The 19,887-nt window shown below is 74.2% G+C and carries 15 protein-coding genes and 1 riboswitch; of the genes, 6 read left to right on the top strand and 9 right to left on the bottom strand.

Annotated features, from left to right (window positions below; translation table 11 throughout):
- Positions 1-5 precede the first annotated feature (5 nt).
- Together IE241_RS03950 and cobN are read right to left on the bottom strand one after the other, a co-directional pair.
- Positions 6-710 carry a Crp/Fnr family transcriptional regulator gene (locus IE241_RS03950; RefSeq protein WP_190020128.1) on the bottom strand — a complete coding sequence of 235 codons (705 nt, stop codon included), beginning with the start codon at positions 708-710 and terminating at the stop codon, positions 6-8.
- A 57-nt stretch (positions 711-767) separates the two neighbouring features.
- A complete protein-coding gene (gene cobN, locus IE241_RS03945; RefSeq protein ID WP_190020127.1) occupies positions 768-4,391 on the bottom strand; it encodes a cobaltochelatase subunit CobN in 3,624 nt (1,207 codons plus the stop codon).
- A 112-nt stretch (positions 4,392-4,503) separates the two neighbouring features.
- Positions 4,504-4,577: riboswitch (cobalamin riboswitch) on the bottom strand.
- A gap of 185 nt (positions 4,578-4,762) precedes the next feature.
- On the opposite strand from cobN, the gene IE241_RS03940 reads away from it, so the two are divergent.
- The 3 genes from IE241_RS03940 (at position 4,763) to IE241_RS03930 (ending at position 8,449) form a co-directional block, all read left to right on the top strand.
- Complete coding sequence (locus tag IE241_RS03940; protein WP_229898727.1) at positions 4,763-6,208, top strand: ferredoxin-like domain-containing protein; 1,446 nt, start codon at positions 4,763-4,765, stop codon at positions 6,206-6,208.
- A gap of 103 nt (positions 6,209-6,311) precedes the next feature.
- The gene (locus tag IE241_RS03935; protein WP_190020125.1) at positions 6,312-6,938 is read left to right on the top strand and encodes a precorrin-8X methylmutase; all 627 of its coding nucleotides are present in this window, start codon (positions 6,312-6,314) and stop codon (positions 6,936-6,938) included.
- Complete coding sequence (locus tag IE241_RS03930; RefSeq protein ID WP_190020124.1) at positions 6,935-8,449, top strand: precorrin-2 C(20)-methyltransferase; 1,515 nt, start codon at positions 6,935-6,937, stop codon at positions 8,447-8,449. Before IE241_RS03935 ends, IE241_RS03930 begins: the two co-directional genes overlap by 4 nt.
- 366 nt (positions 8,450-8,815) lie before the next feature.
- Here the strand turns inward: IE241_RS03930 and IE241_RS03925 are convergent, their stop codons facing one another.
- A complete protein-coding gene (locus tag IE241_RS03925; protein WP_229898726.1) occupies positions 8,816-9,580 on the bottom strand; it encodes a cobalt-precorrin-6A reductase in 765 nt (254 codons plus the stop codon).
- A 105-nt stretch (positions 9,581-9,685) separates the two neighbouring features.
- On the opposite strand from IE241_RS03925, the gene IE241_RS03920 reads away from it, so the two are divergent.
- Complete coding sequence (locus tag IE241_RS03920) at positions 9,686-10,897, top strand: cobalt-precorrin-5B (C(1))-methyltransferase (RefSeq protein ID WP_190020122.1); 1,212 nt, start codon at positions 9,686-9,688, stop codon at positions 10,895-10,897.
- On the opposite strand, the gene IE241_RS03915 is transcribed toward IE241_RS03920, so the two are convergent.
- From IE241_RS03915 to cbiE, 3 genes are all read right to left on the bottom strand, one after another.
- Entirely contained in the window at positions 10,894-12,120 is a 1,227-nt protein-coding gene (locus IE241_RS03915) for a serine hydrolase domain-containing protein (protein WP_190020121.1), read from the bottom strand. The two genes, IE241_RS03920 and IE241_RS03915, sit on opposite strands and share 4 nt — an antisense overlap.
- 74 nt (positions 12,121-12,194) lie before the next feature.
- Positions 12,195-12,959: a precorrin-4 C(11)-methyltransferase gene (cobM, locus tag IE241_RS03910; protein WP_190020120.1), complete on the bottom strand. Its 765-nt coding sequence runs from the start codon at positions 12,957-12,959 to the stop codon at positions 12,195-12,197.
- Positions 12,956-14,275 carry a precorrin-6y C5,15-methyltransferase (decarboxylating) subunit CbiE gene (cbiE, locus tag IE241_RS03905; RefSeq protein WP_190020119.1) on the bottom strand — a complete coding sequence of 440 codons (1,320 nt, stop codon included), beginning with the start codon at positions 14,273-14,275 and terminating at the stop codon, positions 12,956-12,958. The genes cobM and cbiE overlap by 4 nt, the downstream gene beginning before the upstream one ends.
- Positions 14,276-14,396: 121 nt before the next feature.
- On the opposite strand from cbiE, the gene tsaD reads away from it, so the two are divergent.
- Positions 14,397-15,461 (top strand): tRNA (adenosine(37)-N6)-threonylcarbamoyltransferase complex transferase subunit TsaD, encoded by a 1,065-nt coding sequence (tsaD, locus tag IE241_RS03900; RefSeq protein WP_190020448.1) that lies wholly within the window; start codon positions 14,397-14,399, stop codon positions 15,459-15,461.
- Between the two features lie 233 nt (positions 15,462-15,694).
- Here the strand turns inward: tsaD and IE241_RS03895 are convergent, their stop codons facing one another.
- A complete protein-coding gene (locus IE241_RS03895; RefSeq protein WP_190020118.1) occupies positions 15,695-16,375 on the bottom strand; it encodes a PhzF family phenazine biosynthesis protein in 681 nt (226 codons plus the stop codon).
- Positions 16,376-16,381: 6 nt separating this feature from the next.
- Complete coding sequence (locus IE241_RS03890; protein WP_190020117.1) at positions 16,382-17,902, bottom strand: SDR family NAD(P)-dependent oxidoreductase; 1,521 nt, start codon at positions 17,900-17,902, stop codon at positions 16,382-16,384.
- A 257-nt stretch (positions 17,903-18,159) separates the two neighbouring features.
- On the opposite strand from IE241_RS03890, the gene IE241_RS03885 reads away from it, so the two are divergent.
- Entirely contained in the window at positions 18,160-18,447 is a 288-nt protein-coding gene (locus IE241_RS03885) for a chaplin (RefSeq protein WP_190020116.1), read from the top strand.
- A gap of 351 nt (positions 18,448-18,798) precedes the next feature.
- Here IE241_RS03885 and IE241_RS03880 read toward each other — a convergent pair whose 3' ends face one another.
- Positions 18,799-19,608, bottom strand: coding sequence for a SigB/SigF/SigG family RNA polymerase sigma factor (locus IE241_RS03880; protein ID WP_190020115.1), 810 nt, complete (start codon positions 19,606-19,608; stop codon positions 18,799-18,801).
- Positions 19,609-19,887: the final 279 nt, after the last annotated feature.

Raw genomic sequence — 19,887 nt, 5'->3', positions numbered from 1 at the left:
ACCCGTCACTCACCCGCATCGGCTGCCACCGCCCGCAGGCCGTCGATGTCATGGATGACGATGCTCTTGCGCTTTCCGGCGACGACGCCCTCGCCGATCTCGGCCAGCCTGCTGCTGACGGTGTTGCGGGAGACGCCGAGGTACTGGGCGAGTTCGGCCCGGGTGACGGCCAGTTCCAGGCCGGTGGGGGACGGCGTCTCGCCGACGGCGGCGACGAGGGCGAGCAGCGCCCCGGCCAGGCGCCGGCAGGAGCCGCCGTAGCCGGACCGGGCGGTGTCGGACTCCGCCAGCCGGATCTGGGCGTGCTCGTGCAGGGCGGGCCACAGGCCGTGCCCGTCGACGAACTTCGTGAACCTGTCCTTCTCCACGACGGCGACCGTGCAGGCGGAGACCGACTCGACCGTGGCCAGCCGGGCGGCCCCGCTGTGGGCGGCCGCCGCCTCGCCCACCACGTCACCCGTGCCGCGGAAGGCCAGCACGCGCACCCGGCCGTCGCGCTCCACACGGGTCACCTTGACGGCCCCGCGGATCAGCGCGAGGGCGTGCGTGCCGGGATCCCCTTGCCGTAACAGCACTTCTCCGGCACGGTGCGGTCGCACGTGCCCTTCTTCGAGCAGCTCGGCCCAGGTCGCCTGCCCGATCAGCTCGGCGAAGGTCACTCCCAGGACGCGTGCCGGCCGCTTCCGTTCCTCGTGCGATTGCCCACCCATGGGGCAGCACACTAAGTGAAGCGACCGGCACGCGCCGTAGGATTGTCGGACTACTCGCTACTCGTCGCCGTCCGTCCCGCCCTCCAGATTGCCCTCCGTCTCCAGGAAGGCCTCGCGGAGGGCTGCCAGGGTGTCGGCGTCCGGCTTGGCCCACATGCCGCGGCTCTCCGCCTCCAGGAGGCGTTCGGAGATGCCGTGCAGGGCCCAGGGGTTGGCCTCCTGCAGGAAGGCGCGGTTCTCCGGGTCCAGGACGTAGGTCTGGGCGAGCTTGTCGTACATCCAGTCGGGGACGACGCCGGTGGTGGCGTCGTAGCCGAACAGGTAGTCCACGGTCGCCGCGAGTTCGAAGGCGCCCTTGTAGCCGTGGCGGCGCATGGCCTCGATCCAGCGGGGGTTGACCACGCGGGCGCGGAAGACGCGGGAGGTCTCCTCGACCAGGGTGCGGGTGCGGATCGTCTCGGGGCGGGTGGAGTCGCCGATGTACGCCTCGGGGGCCTTGCCGCGCAGGGCCTTGACCGTGGCGACCATGCCGCCGTGGTACTGGAAGTAGTCGTCGGAGTCGGCGATGTCGTGTTCGCGGGTGTCCGTGTTCTTGGCCGCGACCGCGATGCGCTTGTAGGCCGTCTCCATCTCCTCGCGGGCCGGGCGGCCTTCGAGGCCGCGGCCGTAGGCGTAGCCGCCCCAGACGGTGTAGACCTCGGCCAGGTCGGCGTCGGTGCGCCAGTCACGGCTGTCGATGAGCTGGAGCAGGCCGGCGCCGTAGGTGCCCGGGCGGGAGCCGAAGATACGGGTGGTGGCGCGGCGCTCGTCGCCGTGGGCGGCGAGGTCCGCCTGGGCGTGGGCGCGGATGTAGTTCTGCTCGGCGGGCTCGTCGAGGGACGCAACCAGCCGTACCGCGTCGTCCAGGAGGCCGATGACGTGCGGGAACGCGTCGCGGAAGAAGCCGCTGATGCGGAGGGTGACGTCGATGCGGGGGCGGCCGAGCTCTTCGGGGGTGACGGGTTCGAGGCCCGTCACGCGACGCGACGCCTCGTCCCACACCGGGCGGACGCCCAGCAGGGCCAGGGCCTCCGCGACGTCGTCACCCGCCGTACGCATGGCACTCGTGCCCCACAGGGACAGGCCCACCGACTGCGGCCAGTCGCCGTTGTCGGTGCGGTAGCGCTCCAAGAGGGAGTCCGCGAGGGCCTGGCCCGTCTCCCACGCGAGGCGGCTGGGGACGGCCTTGGGGTCGACGGAGTAGAAGTTGCGGCCGGTCGGCAGGACGTTGACCAGGCCGCGGAGGGGTGAGCCGGAGGGGCCTGCCGGGACGAAGCCGCCCGCCAGGGCGTGGACGGCGTGGTCGAGTTCGTCGGTGGTCGCGGCCAGCCGTGGGACCACCTCCGTGGCGGCGAAGGTCAGGATCGCGGCGACACCTTCACCGTGGCCGGCGGCCACGGACGCAACGGCCGCCGGGTCCCAGCCCGCTGCCTCCATGGCCTCCACCAGGGCGCGGGCCTTCTCCTCCGCCTCGTCCGCCGTCGTGCGTGTCGCCGCCGACTCGTCCAGGCCGAGGGCCTCGCGCAGGCCCGGCAGGGCGGACTTGCCGCCCCAGATCTGGCGGGCGCGGAGGATGGACAGGACGAGGTTCACCCGCGCCTCGCCGGTGGGTGCGCCGCCCAGGACGTGCAGGCCGTCGCGGATCTGGGCGTCCTTGACCTCGCACAGCCAGCCGTCGACGTGCAGCAGGAAGTCGTCGAAGCCGTCGTCGTCCGGGCGCTCCTCCAGGCCCAGGTCGTGGTCGAGCTTGGCGGCCTGGATGAGGGTCCAGATCTGGGCGCGGATCGCGGGGAGCTTGGAGGGGTCCATCGCGGAGATCTGGGCGTACTCGTCGAGGTGCTGCTCCAGGCGCGTGATGTCGCCGTAGGACTCGGCGCGGGCCATCGGCGGCACGAGGTGGTCGACGAGCGTGGCGTGGGCGCGGCGCTTGGCCTGGGTGCCCTCGCCGGGGTCGTTGACGAGGAAGGGGTAGACCAGCGGCAGGTCGCCGAGGGCGGCGTCGGGGCCGCAGGCGGCGGACAGGCCGGCGTTCTTGCCGGGCAGCCACTCCAGGTTGCCGTGCTTGCCGAGGTGGACCATCGCGTCGGCGCCGAAGCCGCCGTCCTCGGCGGAGGCGGCGATCCAGCGGTAGGCGGCGAGGTAGTGGTGCGAAGGCGGCAGGTCGGGGTCGTGGTAGATGGCGATGGGGTTCTCGCCGAAGCCGCGCGGCGGCTGGATGAGGATCAGCAGGTTGCCGCGGCGCAGGGCGGCGAGGACGATGTCGCCTTCGGGGTTGCGGCTGCGGTCGAGGAACATCTCGCCGGGCGGCGGGCCCCAGTGCTCCTCGACGGACTCGCGCAGCTCCTGCGGCAGCTTCCCGTACCAGCGCTTGTAGTCGGCGGCGGGGATGCGGACGGGGTTGCGGGCGAGCTGCTCCTCGGTGAGCCAGTCCTGGTCGTGGCCGCCGGCCTCGATGAGGGCGTAGATGAGCTCGTCGCCGTCGCCGGACTCCAGGCCGGGCACGGCCTCGTCACCGAAGTCGTAGCCCTCTTCGCGCAGGCGGCGCAGGAGCGCGACGGCGCTGGCGGGGGTGTCGAGGCCGACGGCGTTGCCGATGCGGGAGTGCTTGGTGGGGTACGCGGAGAGGACGAGCGCGATCCGCTTCTCGGCGGCCGGGATGTGGCGCAGCCGGGCGTGGCGCACGGCGATGCCGGCGACGCGGGCGGCGCGCTCGGGGTCGGCGACGTACGCCGGGAGGCCGTCCTCGTCGACCTCCTTGAAGGAGAACGGGACGGTGATGATGCGGCCGTCGAACTCGGGCACGGCGACCTGCGTCGCGGCGTCGAGCGGCGAGAGGCCCTCGTCGTTCTCCTCCCAGGCGCTGCGCGGGCCGGTCAGGCACAGGGCCTGCAGGATCGGCACGTCGAGGCCGGCGAGGGCGCCCGCGTCCCACGACTCGTCGTCGCCGCCGGCCGAGGCCTCGGCGGGCTTGGTGCCGCCGGCGGCGAGAACGGTGGTGACGACGGCGTCGGCGCCGCTCAGGGCCTCGATCAGCTCGGGCTCGGGGGCGCGCAGCGAGGCGACGTACAGCGGCAGCGCGCGGGCGCCGGCGTCCTCGACGGCGCCGCAGAGGGCGTCGACGAAGGCGGTGTTGCCGCTCATGTGGTGGGCGCGGTAGTAGAGCACGGCGACGAGCGGGCCGCCGGGGTTGTCCGCGCGCGGGGTGCGCTCCAGCTCGCCCCAGGTGGGGGCGGGGGCGGGGGGCTCGAAGCCGTGGCCCGTGAGGAGCACGGTGTCGGAGAGGAAGCGGGCGAGCTGTTCGAGGTTGGCCGGTCCGCCGTGGGCGAGGTAGGCGTGGGCCTCGGCGGCGATGCCGATGGGGACCGTGGAGGCCTCCATCAGCTGGGCGTCGGGGGCCTGTTCGCCGGTCAGGACGACGACGGGGCGGTCCTGGGCGAGCAGCAGGTCCAGGCCCTCCTGCCAGGCGCGGACGCCGCCCAGGAGGCGGACGACGACGAGGTCGGTGCCCTCCAGCAGGGCCGGGAGGTCGTCGAGGGCGAGCCGGGCGGGGTTGGCGAGCCGGTACGGGACCGGGCCGCCGTGAACAGCAGCCGCGCGGGCGCTGAGCAGGTCGGTGTCGGACGTCGACAGGAGAAGGATCACGCGGCGCTCCCCAGGGCTTCGAGGGTCGCCCGGGGTGCCCGGCACCGGAATGTGCGCATGCGGCGGCAAGCCTTCCTCGGGGTCCGCGCCCCGGGCGGTTGGAGGACGGCGGGAGTTCCTGACTCGCCCGGCGTGGGTGCCGGGCTCACAGTGGCGGGACCGTGCCGGAGTCTCACCGGCTTCCTCCCCTGTCGCCGTCGCTGGCGTTTGGCGGAGCGGCGCTCGCCGGAGCGGGCACTGTTCCACCGCTGAGCATAGTAAAGCCCTGGCAGGAGGCGGTGCGAGAGAGTGGAGGGCGTGCGGTACGGGAGAGTGCGGGGCGTGCGGTACGGGGCCGTGCGCCGGATACCGGCGTCGGTATGCTCGCCGCCATGTCCACCACCCCCGCACCTCTCCCGGACCGGGACGGCTCCGGTGCCGCCCCCGGTGCCGCCGCCGGTGCCGGTGCACCCTCCGCGGGGCCCGTCCGCGAGCGGGGCGACGCCTGCCCCGGCGCGCTGCGCCTGCATGCCGCGGACGACGGTGCGCTGGCCCGGATCCGGCTGCCGGGCGGGTTGTTGACGGTGCGTCAGGCGTCGCTGCTGGGCGACCTCGCGGAGGAGCCGGGCGACGGGCACCTCGACCTCACCTCGCGCGGCAACGTCCAGCTGCGGGGCCTTCCCGACGGCTGCGGGGGCACGATCGCCGGACGGCTGCGGGAGCTCGGTCTGCTGCCGTCGGACCGGCACGACCGGATCCGTAACGTCGCGGCCTCGCCGCTGTGCGGCCTCGACGGCCGGCGCCCGGATTCCGGTTCCGCCTCGGGCGAGGCTTCGGAAGACACGAGCGACGTCCAGGCGTGGGCCCGTGAGCTGGACGGACTGCTCTGCGCCGACGACTCCCCCAGAGATCTGACGGATCTCTCCGGTCTCTCCGGGAGGTTCCTCTTCGGACTGGACGACGGGCGGGGCGACATCGTGGCCCTCCGGCCCGATGTGACATTGATCGCAAGCGGCGCCGGGCAGGCCGTCCTGTGCTTCGGCACCGCCGGGCCCGGCCTGCGCATCCCCGCCGCCGACGCCCCGCGCGCCGCCGTACTGGCGGCGGCGGAGTTCCTGGCGGCGCGGGAGGCATCCGGCAGCGGGGCCTGGCGCGTACGGGAACTGCCCGCCGGTCAGCGGCCGACGGCCGCGCGGCTGGCGGACCGGCTCACGGCGGCGGGCATCACCTCCGCGCTGCTCCCCTCTCCCCGGATCCCCTTGGGCGAGCCGGTCGTTCCCGGCCTGGTGACGGGCCCGGACGGGCTCTGCGCCCTGTCGGTGACGGCACCGCTGGGGCGGCTGACCGCCGCCCAGTGGCGGCTCGCCACCCGCATGGCCGCTGAGAAGGGGGACCGGACGATCCGGGTGACCCCCTGGCGCGGCCTCGTGCTCCCCGGCTTCCCCGCGGAAGAGGCCCCCGGACTGCTGGCGGAGCTCGCGCACGCCGGCTTCGTCACCGCCGCGGAGTCCGCCTGGCACCGCGCGGGCGCGTGCGCCGGGCGCCCCGGATGCGCCAAGTCCCTCGCGGACGTGCGGGCGGACGCGGCCGGCTGCCTCGCGGGCGGGCAGCCTGCCGGTGCGCGGATGCTGCCGGTGTACTGGTCCGGGTGCGAGCGGCGCTGCGGGCACCCCGGGGGCGGCCCGTGGGTCGACGTCCTGGCCACGGGCGACGGCTACGAGGTCTCCCTGCGGGGAGACGGCGAGACGGACGGCCCGGTGCGCAGGGTGGCGGCCGCGGGGCTGCCCGGCGCGGTGACGGAGGCTCGGCTGGTGACGACGAGGGCGACAACGACGTAGCAGCGCACAGCGGTACGCAGCAGGACACAGCAGTACCGGCCGGCAGTACGCAGCGGCACATGACCACACGGACAGACGAAGCACCATCAGCGAGCGAGGCAGAGTGTTCGACTACGACAAGGACGGCGCGTCCATCTACCGCCAGTCCTTCGCCACCATCCGGGCCGAGGCGGACCTCGGCGGGCTGCCGCCGGACGTCAGCCGGGTCGCGGTGCGCATGATCCACGCCTGTGGGATGACCGACCTCGTCCGGGACCTCGCGTACTCCCCGCAGGTCGTGGCGCGGGCCCGCGAGGCCCTGCTCGCCGGGGCGCCGGTCCTGTGCGACGCGAACATGGTCGCCAGCGGCGTCACCCGCAAGCGCCTGCCCGCGGACAACGAGGTGCTGTGCACGCTCGCCGACCCGGCCGTGCCCGAGCTGGCGCAGCGCATGGGCACGACCCGCAGCGCCGCGGCCCTGGAGCTGTGGCGCGACAAACTGGACGGCGCCGTCGTGGCCGTCGGCAACGCGCCCACCGCCCTGTTCCGGCTCCTGGAGATGGTGGCCGAGGGCGCGCCGCGCCCGGCCGCCGTCCTCGGCATACCGGTCGGCTTCATCGGCGCCGCCGAGTCCAAGGACGCCCTGGCCGGCAGCCCGCTGGGCCTGGAATACCTGGTGGTGCGGGGGCGGCGCGGCGGCAGCGCCATGGCCGCGGCCGCGATCAACGCGATAGCGAGCGAGGAAGAGTGAGCGAGCAGCAACCGCAGACGACGGGCCGGCTGTACGGGGTGGGGCTCGGCCCCGGCGACCCGTCGCTGATGACCGTACGGGCCGTCGAGGTCATCGCGGCGGCCGACGTCGTCGCGTACCACAGCGCCCGGCACGGCCGCTCCATCGCGCGTTCCATCGCCGAACGCCACCTGCGCCCCGACCACATCGAGGAGCGCCTGGTCTACCCCGTCACGACGGAGACCACGGACCACCCGGGCGGCTACCGGGGCGCCATGGAGGAGTTCTACGAGGAGGCCGCGGCGCGGCTGGCCGTGCACCTGGACGCCGGGCGCACGGTGGCGGTGCTCGCGGAGGGCGATCCGCTCTTCTACAGCTCCTACATGCACATGCACAAGCGCCTCGCGGACCGCTACCCCACCGAGGTGGTCCCCGGCGTCACGTCCGTGAGCGCGGCGGCCGCCCGGCTCGGCGAGCCGCTGGTCGAGGGCGAGGAGGTGCTGACGATCCTGCCCGGCACCCTGCCCGAGGAGGAGCTCGCGGCGCGGCTCGCCTCCACCGACTCGGCCGTCGTGATGAAGCTCGGCCGTACCTTCCCCGCCGTGCGCGGAGCGCTGGAGCGGTCGGGGCGGCTCGCCGAGGCGCGCTACGTCGAGCGCGCGACGATGAGCGGCGAGCGCACGGGGCGGCTCGCGGACGTGGACCCGGAGTCGGTCCCGTACTTCTCGGTGGCCGTGCTGCCGAGCCGCGTGGACGCCGAGCCGGCTGCGGAACGGGGCGAGGTCGTGGTCGTCGGGCTCGGCCCGGCGGGCCCGCTGTGGCTCACGCCCGAGGCGCGCGGCGAGCTGGCGGCCGCGCAGGACCTCGTCGGCTACAGCACGTACGTGGACCGCGTGCCCGTGCGGCCGGGGCAGCGGCGGCACGCGTCGGACAACAAGGTGGAGTCCGAGCGCGCCGAGTTCGCGCTGGACCTGGCGCGGCAGGGGCGGCGGGTCGCCGTGGTCTCCTCGGGCGACCCGGGTGTCTTCGCGATGGCCACGGCGGTCCTGGAGGTGGCCTCGGAAGGCCCGTACCGCGACATCCCGGTGCGGGTGGTCCCCGGTATGACGGCCGCCCATGCGGCCGCCTCCCGCGCGGGTGCCCCGCTGGGCCACGACTACGCCGTCATCTCCCTCTCCGACCGGCTCAAGCCGTGGGAGGTCATCGCGGAGCGGCTGCGGTCCGCGGCCTCCGCGGACCTGGTCCTCGCCCTGTACAACCCCGGCTCCCGCAGCCGCGTCTGGCAGGTCGGCAAGGCCCGCGAACTCCTCCTGGAGTTCCGCTCCCCGGACACCCCGGTGGTCCTGGGCCGCGACGTGGGCGGCCCGGAGGAGAGCGTACGCATCGTCCGCCTCGGCGAACTCGACCCGGCCCAGGTCGACATGCGCACGATCCTGCTGGTGGGCTCGACACAGACCCAGGTGGTCCGCCGCACGGCGGAGGGCTCCCCGGAGGAGATCGTCTGGACGCCGCGGCGGTATCCGGAGGGATGACGGAGAAGTGACGGCGGGCCCGGCACCGCCGGGCCCGCCGTCGTGGTTACGCGCCGCGGCGGCGGATCCGAGGGCCCGGGCCGCCCCCTCGCCCCGGCGGGTAAAGGGTGGGCGGGCCTGCACTTCCTTCCGCCGCGACGGCGACCGGCCATCGCAGCGGTTCCCGGCGGTGCCGAGCTCACCTGAGGCCCGTACGGTACCTCCGGGCTCCACCCTTGCGGCTGCGCGCCGTGGCGGCGGATCCCAGAGCCTGGGCGGGCCCTCGCCCCGGCGGGTGAAGGGTGGGCGGGCCCGCACTCTCCCTTCCGCCGCGACGGCGACCGGCCACGACGTACCGGCCCGGCGGTGCCGGAGCCGGGGTGGTGGTCAGGCGCCCGGCAGGGCGAGGTGGCGGCGGAGCCACCGGACCGCATCGGCCGGGCCGCAGGCCGTCGTCACACCCGGCGGCGCCGGTGGACGCCGCACCACCACGACCGGAATGCCCGCTTCGCGGGCCGCCGTCAGTTTGGCCGCCGTTGCCGCCGCCCCGCTGTCCTTCGTCACCAGGACGTCGATGCGGTGCCGCCGGATCAGTTCGCGTTCGGCCTCGACGGTGAAGGGGCCGCGGTCCAGGAGGACCTCCATGCGCGGCGGCGCCGGCGGCTCGGGGGCGTCCACCGAGCGGACGAGGAACCACAGCCCGTCGAGGTGGGCGAAGGTGGCGAGGCCCATGCGGCCGGTGGTCAGGAAGACCCGCTCGCCCAGCGCGGGCAGCGCCGCCGCGGCCTCCTCCAGCGAGCCGGCGTCGTGCCAGTCGTCGCCCGGACCCGCGACCCAGCCGGGGCGGCGGACGGCGAGCAGGGGAACATGGACTTCTGCGGCGGCCTGCGCCGCGTTGAAACTGATCGTGCCGGCGAAAGGATGGGTGGCGTCGATGAGTGCGTCCACCTGCTGCTCGCGCAGCCACCGGGCGAGGCCGCTCGGGCCCCCGAACCCCCCGATGCGGACCTGCCCCGCCGGCAGCCGCGGCTGCGCCACGCGCCCGGCGAGGGACGTGGTCACCCGCAGCCCGGGAAGCGCATCGAGCTCGCCGGCCAGCCGGCGCGCCTCGGTCGTGCCGCCCAGGATCAGGATGTGGCGCTCGGCCCCCACGTCGTGCCTTTCTGTTCGCCTTCGGGTCGCGGCGGGTTCCACCCCGCCGGTCCCCCACATTGTGGTTGTTCGCCGTCGCGGCGGGAAATTCCTCCGGAGCGCTCCATGACCGACGTCACCGAAGCGGCCGGCACCACGACCGGCGCCACGGCCGACACCACGACCGGCAAGGCCACCGGCGGGCGCGCCGCGCAGCTGCAGCACACCGGCCTGCGCCACGGCTGGACCACCGGCGCCTGCGCGACCGCCGCGACCACCGCCGCGTACACCGCCCTACTCGCGGGCGAGTTCCCCGACCCCGTGACGATCACCCTGCCCAAGGGGCAGACGCCCGCGTTCGCGCTGGCCGCGGAGGAGCTCCGCGAAGGCGGCGACGGACGTTCCGCCATGGCCGGCATCGTCAAGGACGCGGGTGACGATCCGGACGTCACTCACGGTGCGCTGATCCGTGCGACGGTACGGATCCTCCCGCCGGGTTCCGGGGTCGTCTTCCGGGCGGGCCCGGGCGTGGGGACGGTCACGCGCCCGGGGCTTCCCCTGGACGTCGGCGAGCCCGCGATCAACCCCGTGCCGCGGCAGATGATCCGCGACCACGTCGCCGCGGTCGCGGCCCGGCACGGCGGTACGGGGGACGTCGAGGTGGAGGTGTCGGTCGACCACGGCGCGGAGATCGCGCGCTCCACCTGGAACCCGCGCCTGGGCATCCTGGGCGGCATCTCGATCCTGGGCACCACGGGCATCGTCGTGCCGTACTCGTGCTCCGCCTGGATCGACAGCATCCGGCGCGGAGTGGACGTGGCCCGGGCGGCGGGCCGCCGCCACGTCGCGGGGTGTACGGGTTCGACGTCGGAGAAGGTCGCCGTGGCCGTGCACGGCCTGCCGGAGGACGCCCTGCTGGACATGGGCGACTTCGCGGGCGCGGTGCTCAAGTACATCCGCCGGCACCCGGTGGACCGGCTCACCGTCGCGGGCGGTTTCGCCAAGCTCTCGAAGCTGGCCGCCGGTCACCTCGACCTGCACTCCGGGCGGTCCCAGGTGAACAAGGAGTTCCTCGCGGAGCTGGCCCGGCGGGGCGGCGCCGGCGAGGAGCTGGCGGCCGCGGTCGCCTCCGCCAACACGGGCCTGGAGACCCTGCGGCTGTGCGAGGCCGCGGGCGTCCCGCTCGGCGACCTGGTCGCGGTCGCGGCCCGCGAGGAGGCCCTCGCGGTGCTGCGCGGGGCGCCCGTCGCGGTCGACGTCATCTGCATCGACCGCGCGGGCACGATCGTGGGCCGCGCCGGGCCCGCGGGCCCGGGCGGCGCTCACGACCGGGGTTAGCGCAGCGTGTTGACCGCCGTCGCGGCAGCCGCCGGCTTGTCCTTCACCGGCTTGGGGAGCGCACCGCAGAACTCACCCTCGAACATGTTCTCGAACGGCGGGCTCTCGTTGAGCCAGTCGCCGTTGATGTTGAAGGTGAGCATGTGCTTGCCGTCGCGCGTGCCCGCGGACCCGCTGAGGGAGCCCCAGACGACGCCGTCGTGCCCGTACACCTGCACGCCGCAGGACAGCTTGCGGGAGATGATGCCGAGCCCGTAGGTGTAGTGCTCGCCGGTCTCGACGGTCGTGAGCATCTCGTCGAGCTGCTTCTTGGGCAGCAGCTTGCCCTGCAGCAGCGCGCTGTAGAAGCGGTTGAGGTCGCCGCTGGTGCTCACGACCTCGCCCGTGGCGCCGGACCAGGACGGCCGGTACTCGGTGGCGTCGTAGATCTCCGGGCCCGGGTTCGGCACGTAGAGCTTGGAGTAGCCGACGGGGTGCGGGGCGGGCAGCTTCGGGTCGGTGCCGGGGAAGGTGGTCTCCTTCAGGCCCAGCGGCTTGACGATGCGCCGCTCGACCTCGCGGGCGTACGGCTGCCCGGTCACCTTCTCGATGATCATGCCGCCGAGGACGAAGTTGGTGTTGGAGTAGCGCCAGCCCTTGCCGGGCTCGAAGTCCGGCCCGTACTTGATGCCCATGGCGACGATCTGCTCGGGCGTCTTGACGTCGTACCGGTGCTCGAAGAAGCCCTGGCCGTTCATCTGCTCGTTCCACTCGGGCGTGTACACCATGTCGTGCACGCCGCTGGTGTGGTTGAGGAGCTGACGGATCGTGATCTTGCTGGCGTCGTAGCCGTTGCCCTTGACGACGCCGGGGAGCCGGCTCTCCAGGGAGTCGTCGAGGCTGAGCTTGCCCTCGGCCTCCAGCTGCAGCAGGACCGTGGCGACGAAGGACTTGGTGATGCTGCCCGCGCGGAAGTGGTCGGCGGCGGTGCGCTTGCGCTTGGCGGCGGTGTCCGCGTAACCGGCGGAGCCGGACCAGGTGCCCTTGGGCGTACGGGCCTCGGCGGCCACGCCCGGCATGTCGGCGGCGACCAGGCCGTTCAGAGCCTCCTGCGTGGCGGCGTGCGCCTTGTCCGCGCCCGGCGCCGTCGCGGCGGCGGCCGGGACGACTGCCGTGCCGACGACCGCGGTCGCCGTGAGGGCGACGAGCGTGGCCCTCACGGCCTTGGATACATGCTGCGACATGCGCTTCCCCCCTGGGAAATGGTGCGGCCGGATGAGCAGCCACATGATCATTTGGGGGTAAGCATAGGCTAACCTCAGTTGGCGCAGCGGCCCTGGTGGTCCCGGTCCCGGTCCGCCGAGTAGAGGTAGCTGTCCGGGAACTGCTCCGCGGCCAGCGTGCGGCCCACGACGATGACCGCGGTACGGACCACGCCGGCCTCCTTCACCTTCCCGGCGATGTCGGCGAGCGTGCCGCGCAGGACCAGTTCGTCGGGGCGGCTGGCCATGGCGACTACGGCGACGGGGCAGTCGGGCCCGTAGTGCGGGAGGAGCTCGGCGACGATCCGCTCGGGGTAGCGCGCGGCCAGGTGCAGCACCAGCAGGGCGCCGCTGCGGCCGAGGGTCGCGAGGTCCTCGCCCGGGGGCATGGGGGTGGCCTGCCGGGAGATGCGCGTGAGGATCACGGTCTGACCCACCGTCGGCACGGTCAGCTCGCGGCCCAGCGCGGCGGCGGCCGCGGCGAAGGCGGGGACGCCCGGCACGATCTCGTACGGGATGCCCGCCGCGTCGAGACGGCGCATCTGCTCGGCGACGGCGCTGAAGACGGAGGGGTCGCCCGAGTGCAGGCGCGCCACGTCGTGGCCCGCCTCGTGGGCGCGGACGAACTCCTCGGTGATCTGGTCCAGGTTCAGCCCGGCCGTGTCGACGAGGCGGGCGTCCGGCGGGCACTCGGCGAGGAGTTCGCGCGGGACGAGGCTGCCCGCGTAGAGGCAGACGCCGCAGCGGGCGAGCGTACGGGCGCCGCGCACCGTGATGAGGTCGGCGGCGCCGGGGCCGGCGCCGATGAAGTACACGGTCATGACGGGAAGTCCCCCTCGGGAGCGGTGTGCGGGTCCGGGCCGGGGTCGGAGTTCGGGTCCGGGTCGGGATCGGGGCCGGTGGGCTTGACCGCCGACCACTGCGTCACCGGCATCGCCTGGCGCCAGCCCGTGAAGCCACCCACGGGGACGGCGTGCGCCACCGCCAGGCGGGTCAGCTCGCCTCCGTGACGCCGGTACCACTGCGTGAGCAGCGCCTCGGATTCGAGGGTGACCGTGTTGGCCACCAGGCGGCCGCCCGGGCGCAGGGCCTCCCAGCAGCCGGCCAGCAGGCCCGGCGCCGTCAGGCCCCCGCCGATGAAGACCGCGTCCGGGGCGGGCAGTTCCGCGAGGGCGGCGGGTGCGGCGCCGGTGACGACGCGGAGGGCCGGGACGCCGAGCGCGTCGGCGTTGCGGGTGATGCGGGATGCCCTTACGGGGTCGCGTTCCACGCTGACGGCTCTGCAGGTGCGGTGGGCCCGCATCCATTCGATCGCGATCGAGCCCGAGCCGCCGCCCACGTCCCACAGGAGTTCGCCGGGGGCAGGAGCCAGTGCGGCGAGCGTGGCCGCCCGTACGTGACGCTTCGTCAGCTGGCCGTCGTGCTCGAAGGCGTCGTCGGGCAGGCCGGGGGTGAGCGGGAGGCGGAGGGCGCCGGGGGCGCGGCGGCAGGCGACGGCGATGACGTTCAGGGCGTCGCCCGGCGAGTGCGGCCAGTCGTCGGCGGTGCCCTCGATGCGGCGCTCGGCCGGGGCGCCGAGCTGCTCCAGGACGGTCATCCGGCTCGGGCCGAAGCCGCGCGAGCGCAGGTGCGCGGCGACCTCGGCGGGGGTGTCCGCGCCCGCGCTGAGGACGAGCAGGTGACGGCCGTCGTGCAGGGCCGCGGTGAGCGCGGCGAGCGGGCGGCCGACGAGGCTGACGACCTCCGCCTCCTCCAGCGGCAGGCCGAGCCGGGCGCAGGCGTACGAGACGGAGGAGGGGTGCGGGAGCACGCGGAGGGCGTCCGGGCCGGCGACGTCGGCGAGGGTGCGGCCGATACCGAAGAACATGGGGTCGCCGCTGGCGAGCACGCAGACGCGGCGCCCGGCGTGCGCGGCCAGCAGGCCCGGGACGGCGGGGCGCAGCGGGGAGGGCCAGGCGATGCGCTCGGCGGAGCAGTCGCCGGGCAGCAGGTCCAGCTGGCGCGGGCCGCCGACGACCACCTCGGCGCCGCGCAGGGCCTCCTGCGAGGCCGGGGCGAGGCCGGGCCAGCCGTCGGCGCCGATGCCTACGACGGTGACGGCGGCGGGGGCGGGGCTCACGGGCTGATACCTCGGCATTCGCTGCGGGCAGGGGCACGGGAACTCTACTGACCAGCGGTGACGGGCGGACAGCCGGGCCCCGGGGCGGCTTGCTGCATAGAATGTGCAATTACTCATGGAAGGCAGGAGGCGCGGCGTGGTGCGTTCACCGGTGGTGCTGGGTATCGAGTCGTCCTGCGACGAGACCGGTGCCGGTCTGGTGCGGGACGGGAAGCTGCTGGGGCACGCGGTGGCCTCCAGCATGGACGAGCACGCGCGCTTCGGTGGCGTCGTCCCCGAGATCGCGGCCCGCGCGCACGTGCACGCCGCGGCGCCCGTGGTGCGGGCCGCGCTGGCCGACGCGGGGCTGGCCATGGGCGACATCGGCGCCGTCGCCGTCACCACCGGCCCCGGGCTCTCCGGCGCCCTCCAGGTCGGACTGGCCGCGGCCAAGGGCCTCGCCTATGCGCTGGACGTCCCGCTGTACGGGGTGCACCACCTCGCGGGGCACGTCGCCGCCGACACCCTGGAGCACGGGCCGCTGCCCGACCCCTGCATGGTCCTCATCGTCTCCGGCGGCCACACGTCGCTGCTGCTCGTACGGGATCTCGCGCGCGATCCGATCGTGCACCTCGGCGACACGCTCGACGACGCCGCCGGCGAGTGCTTCGACAAGGTCGCCCGGGTCTTCGGGCTGCCCTACCCCGGTGGGCCCGCGGTCGACCGCGCGGCGCGGGAGGGCGACCCGCGGGCGGTGCCGTTCCCGCGTCCGCTCACGGGGCCCCGTGACGACCGGTACGCGTTCTCCTTCTCCGGGCTGAAGACGGCCGCCGCCCGCTGGGCGGAACAGCACCGCACGGCGGGCCGGCCGCTGCCGGTCGCGGACGGGGCGGCGTCCCTGCAGGAGGCCGTGGCCGACGTCCTCACGCGCAAGGCCGTGGCCGCGTGCGTGGAGCACGGGGTGGGCACCCTCGTGGTGGTCGGCGGCGTCGCCGCGAACTCCCGGGTACGGGCGCTGGCACAGGAGCGGTGCGCGGCGGCGGGCGTCGAACTGCGGGTGCCGCCGCTGCGGTTGTGCACGGACAACGGCGCGATGATCGCCGCGGTGGGCGACCTCCTGGTACGGGCGGGCGCACAGCCGGCGCCCTTGGACATCTCGATCGACCCGTCGGCACCACTGGAATACGCGACGCTGCACCCGGCCGGCCGGCGGTCGGCGGCGTAACGGGCCGTCTCTCTGCACGGAACCCGCCCCGAAAATCCTCGCCGCCACGGCGAGCAACCGAGACGGCGGCATCCGGCGGTGCCGAGCCGGCCTGCCCGCCGGCTCGGCACCGCCGGACCAGCGCGTAGGGGCTGATCACCGCTGCGGCGGAAGGAGCGGGCCTCCTGCCCAAGGATCGGCGTACGCACATCCCCGCCGCCGCGGCGAGCGGACCGGCGGTGTCCCTCGATGCGTCAGCCGCCGGCGACGCGGACCCCGACGGAGTCGACCCGGCCGCCCAGGGCGACCATGTCCTCCCCCTCGTGGCGGGTGCGGATCAGGGACGCCCGGCCCTGACTGATCGTCAAGTTTCCTTCGAGCGCGGCGGTCAGGGCCAGCGCGGCCGCGCCCGTCGCCTCGTCCTCCGTGATGCCGTCGCCCCGGCGCGGGAAGCCGCGGGCGCGGACGCGGCCCGCGGTCTCGTCCTGCCAGGCCCAGGCGTAGAGCCAGCCCTCGCCGGGCGGCGGCGACGGCAGGGCGTCGACCTCGGCCGGGCTCGCGTACTGCCGGAGACGGCGGCCCGTGGCCCAGGACGACCGGGCACGGATCCACGTCACACCGTCCGCCGTCGTCCACGACGGCACGTCACCCGCCGGCGGCCGCAGCACGTCCGCCGCGTACCCGCACTGCCGCAGGAACCACGCCACGCCCACCAGCGGGTGCCCGGCGAAGGCCAGGCGCCCGCTCGGGGTGTGGATGTCGACCTCACCGCGCTCGGGATCGTCGACGAACACCGTTTCGCTGAAGCCCAGTTCCGCGGCCAGGCACTGCCGTGCCGAGGCGTCCGGAACCGCCCGGCCGTCGCGGACGACTCCCAGCGGGTTGCCGCCGGAGCCGTCCGGGCCCGTGAAGACCCGCAGGACGCGGACGTCCACGCCCGCCTACCAGCCCGCCGCGCTGTAGTCCTTGAGGAAGCAGCCGTACAGGTCCTCGCCCTGCTCACCCCGGACGATCGGGTCGTAGACCCGCGCCGCGCCGTCGACCAGGTCGAGGGGCGCGTGGAAGCCGGCCTCGGCGAGCCGGACCTTGTCCGGGTGGGGCCGCTCGTCCGTGATCCAGCCCGTGTCGACGCTGGTCATGAGGATGTTGTCGGCCTGGAACATCTCCTCGGCGCTGGTGCGCGTGAGCATGTTCAGCGCGGCCTTGGCCATGTTGGTGTGCGGGTGCCCGGCGCCCTTGTAGCCGCGGCTGAAGACGCCCTCCATGGCGGAGACGTTCACCACGTACTTGCGGCGCGCAGGCGACGCGGCCATCGTCGGCCGCAGCCGGTTGACCAGCACGAACGGCGCCGTGACATTGCACAGCTGCACTTCGAGCAGCTCGACGGGGTCGACGTCGCCGACGGCCTGGATCCAGGTGTTGGTGGCGTCCAGGTCGGGGACGAGACCGCCGGCGTCGATGGCCGTGCCGGCCTCGACGCGGGCGAGGGACGCGGAGCCGCTGGTGAGCGCGAGCTCGGTGAGGGCCTGCGGGGTGAGCGCGTCGTGCTTGCTGCCAGCGGGGGCGGGCAGCTCGGGCTGGGCGCCGCTGCCGAAGGCGCCGAAGACCTCCGAGGCGGGCAGCTCGCCGGCGGGCAGCGGGGCGGCCTCGGCGCTGATCAGCTCACGGTAGGCGGCCGGGGACCGGCGGACGGTCTGGGCCGCGTTGTTGATCAGGATGTCGAGCGGGCCCTCGGCGCTGACAGAGTCGGCGAGGGCGACGACCTGCGCAGGGTCGCGCAGGTCGATGCCGACGACCTTGAGCCGGTGCAGCCACTCCGCGCTGTCCTCCATCGCCTTGAAGCGGCGGATGGCGTCGTTGGGGAAGCGCGTGGTGATCGTGGTGTGCGCGCCGTCGCGGAGCAGCCGCAGCGCGATGTACATGCCGATCTTGGCGCGGCCGCCGGTGAGCAGGGCGCGCCGGCCGGTCAGATCCGTGCGGGCGTCACGGCGGGCACGGTTCTCCACGGCGCAGGGCTGGCAGAGCTGGTGGTAGAACGCGTCGACCTCGGTGTAGCGGCCCTTGCAGATGTAGCAGGACCGGGGGCGCTCGAGGATGCCGACGATCTGGGTGGTGGCGGTCGCGGCCAGCGGGATGCCGCGGGTCTCGTCGTCGATCCGGTCGGCGGCGCCGGTGGCCGTGGCCTCGGTGACCGACTTGTCGTGGGCGGTCTTGGCGGCCCGGCGCTCCTGGCGGCGGCGCTGCTTGACCGTGCGGTAGATGCCGGCCGTGGCCCGGCGGACGGCGATGGCATCGGGGTGGTCGACGGGCAGCTCGTCGAGCTCCTCGAGCACGCTCAGGCAGATCGCCATGCGCTCGGGATCGATGCCGGGGCCGTACTCCGCGCCGTCGCCGGGGTGGCCGTACGCTGCGCCGTTCTCCGCGCCCGCGCGGCTGTCTTCAGTGACCTCGGTGACCGTCATCGCCGCTGTTGTGTCCCAGTTCGTCTGTTCGAATGAAGCTTCCAGGGAACTGTACGTAGACAGCGGTGATGGCACCAAACCCGCAGGCTCGAGCGTTGCGGCACAGGATACGCACCCGTCACCCGCGTCGCATGCATCACATACCACTTATTGGGTCTTCCGGGTTAATTACGACCTTCAGCGTCGATATCGGGCCTTTCTCCCCAGTTACACCGGACACAATTGCCGCTCACCACCCATGAGAAAGGTTTAGAGCCATGTCGCGTATCGCCAAGGCCGCCATGCTGACCGCTGCGGCCGGGGTCGCCGTCACGGGCGCTGCCGGAGTCGCCACCGCAGGTTCCGGAGCGAACGGCGCGGCCGTCGGCTCGCCCGGCGTCATCTCCGGGAACGTCATTCAGGTCCCGATCCAGATCCCGATCAACCTGTGCGGCAACTCGATCGACATCGTCGGTCTCCTGAACCCCACCTTCGGCAACACCTGCATCAACGCCGACTCGTCGGGGCACGGATACCACCACGAGGGCCACTTCGGAGGGCACTAGCAGACCCCGCGCCCAGGTGGGACCACCGGACCCACCTGCGCGGTAGGCGCGGGAAGGGTCACAGTCAGCCGCCGGAATCCTGACCTGCGCTTTCGTGGCGCCCATCACGCTCCGTGTGATGGGCGCCATGGTCATGTCCGGCGTCCTCACCGCCCTTCCCGGCCTCCCCGCCCTCCGCCGGCGCGGGGCGGGGCCGCTGGGCTCCGGGGAGATCGGGTATCTCCACGACCGGCGGGAGGTCGGGGGTCAAGTGCGTATGCCCTGAGGTCATCGCTGGTGCCTGCCTTGTCGGAGGTCCTGGGAACAACGGGAAAGAGGGGAAAGAGGAGGGCGGGAAGAGGGGGAAGAGGGTCAGCCGGGGGCCGGGGTGCGCTGCGGGGTCCCGGCGGGCCCGGCCAGCTCTTCGCGCAGCCGCGCGCAGGTCCGGCTGAGGATGCGGGATATCTGCATCTGGGACACGCCGAGGCGCGCGCCGATCTGCTTCTGGGTGAGATTGCCGAAGAAGCGCCAGTAGAGGACGTACTTCTCCCGCTCGGGAAGCGCCCTGAGCAGGGGGGTCAGGGACTGGCGGTCGACGACGAGGTCCAGTGCCAGGTCCACGCCGCCGAGGGTGTCGGAGAGCGGGAGGTCGTCGGCGCCCAGGACCGGGTGGTCCAGCGACAGCGTGTTGTGCACGCCCTCGGCGGCAAGGCCCCGGCGCACCTCCTCCTCCGACAGGCCGCACTCCGCGGCCAGCTCGGCCGGGCTCGGCCGGCTGCGGGCGCCGCGCTGGCCGAGGGCCGCCTGGGCGGAGCGCACGGCCGTGCGCAGCTCCTGGTCCCGGCGCGGGATGTGCAGCGACCACGCGTGGTCGCGGATGTGCCGCTTGAGCTCGCCGACGATCGTGGGCACGGCGAAGGTCTCGAAGGCGTGGCCGAGCCGCGGGTCGTACCGGTCCACGGCGTTGACCAGGCCCAGCGCCGCGACCTGCCGCAGGTCCGCCGGGCTCTCGCCGCTGCTGCGGAAGCGCAGGCTGATGCGCTCCGCCATGGGCAGCCAGGCGGCGATGACGTCCTGCCGCAGCCGGTCGCGCTCCGCCCCGGCCGGCAACTGCGTCAGGCGGGCGAAGGAATCGGCGGTGTCGGGAGCGTCCCGGTTGCGCCGGCGCATCGTCTGGGCCATGGTCACGGTCCTCCTCGCTCCTGAGCAAAAGGAGTGCCTGCCGGCCTGAAGCACCTTCCGGTAGTTGCGGCTGCCCCCGCGGGGCACCTGCAAACAGGTCGGCGGAACGCCCCGGCAGTGCCGCCGGGGGCGGTGGTCCGGTCCGGCCACGCCCTTCAAGGATCACTCGGCGCGCCCGTTCCCGCGACTCGGAGCGCCGGGGGCGCCACACAGGGTGATGGTGCGCCGGGTGGCGGCGGGGCGGCAGGGGCCGGACGGGCCGCACGTCCCGCCGGACGG

It is taken from the genome of Streptomyces hiroshimensis (assembly GCF_014650335.1).
Taxonomy (GTDB): Bacteria; Actinomycetota; Actinomycetes; order Streptomycetales; family Streptomycetaceae; genus Streptomyces; species Streptomyces hiroshimensis.
This window is presented reverse-complemented; position numbering and strand designations above follow the sequence as displayed.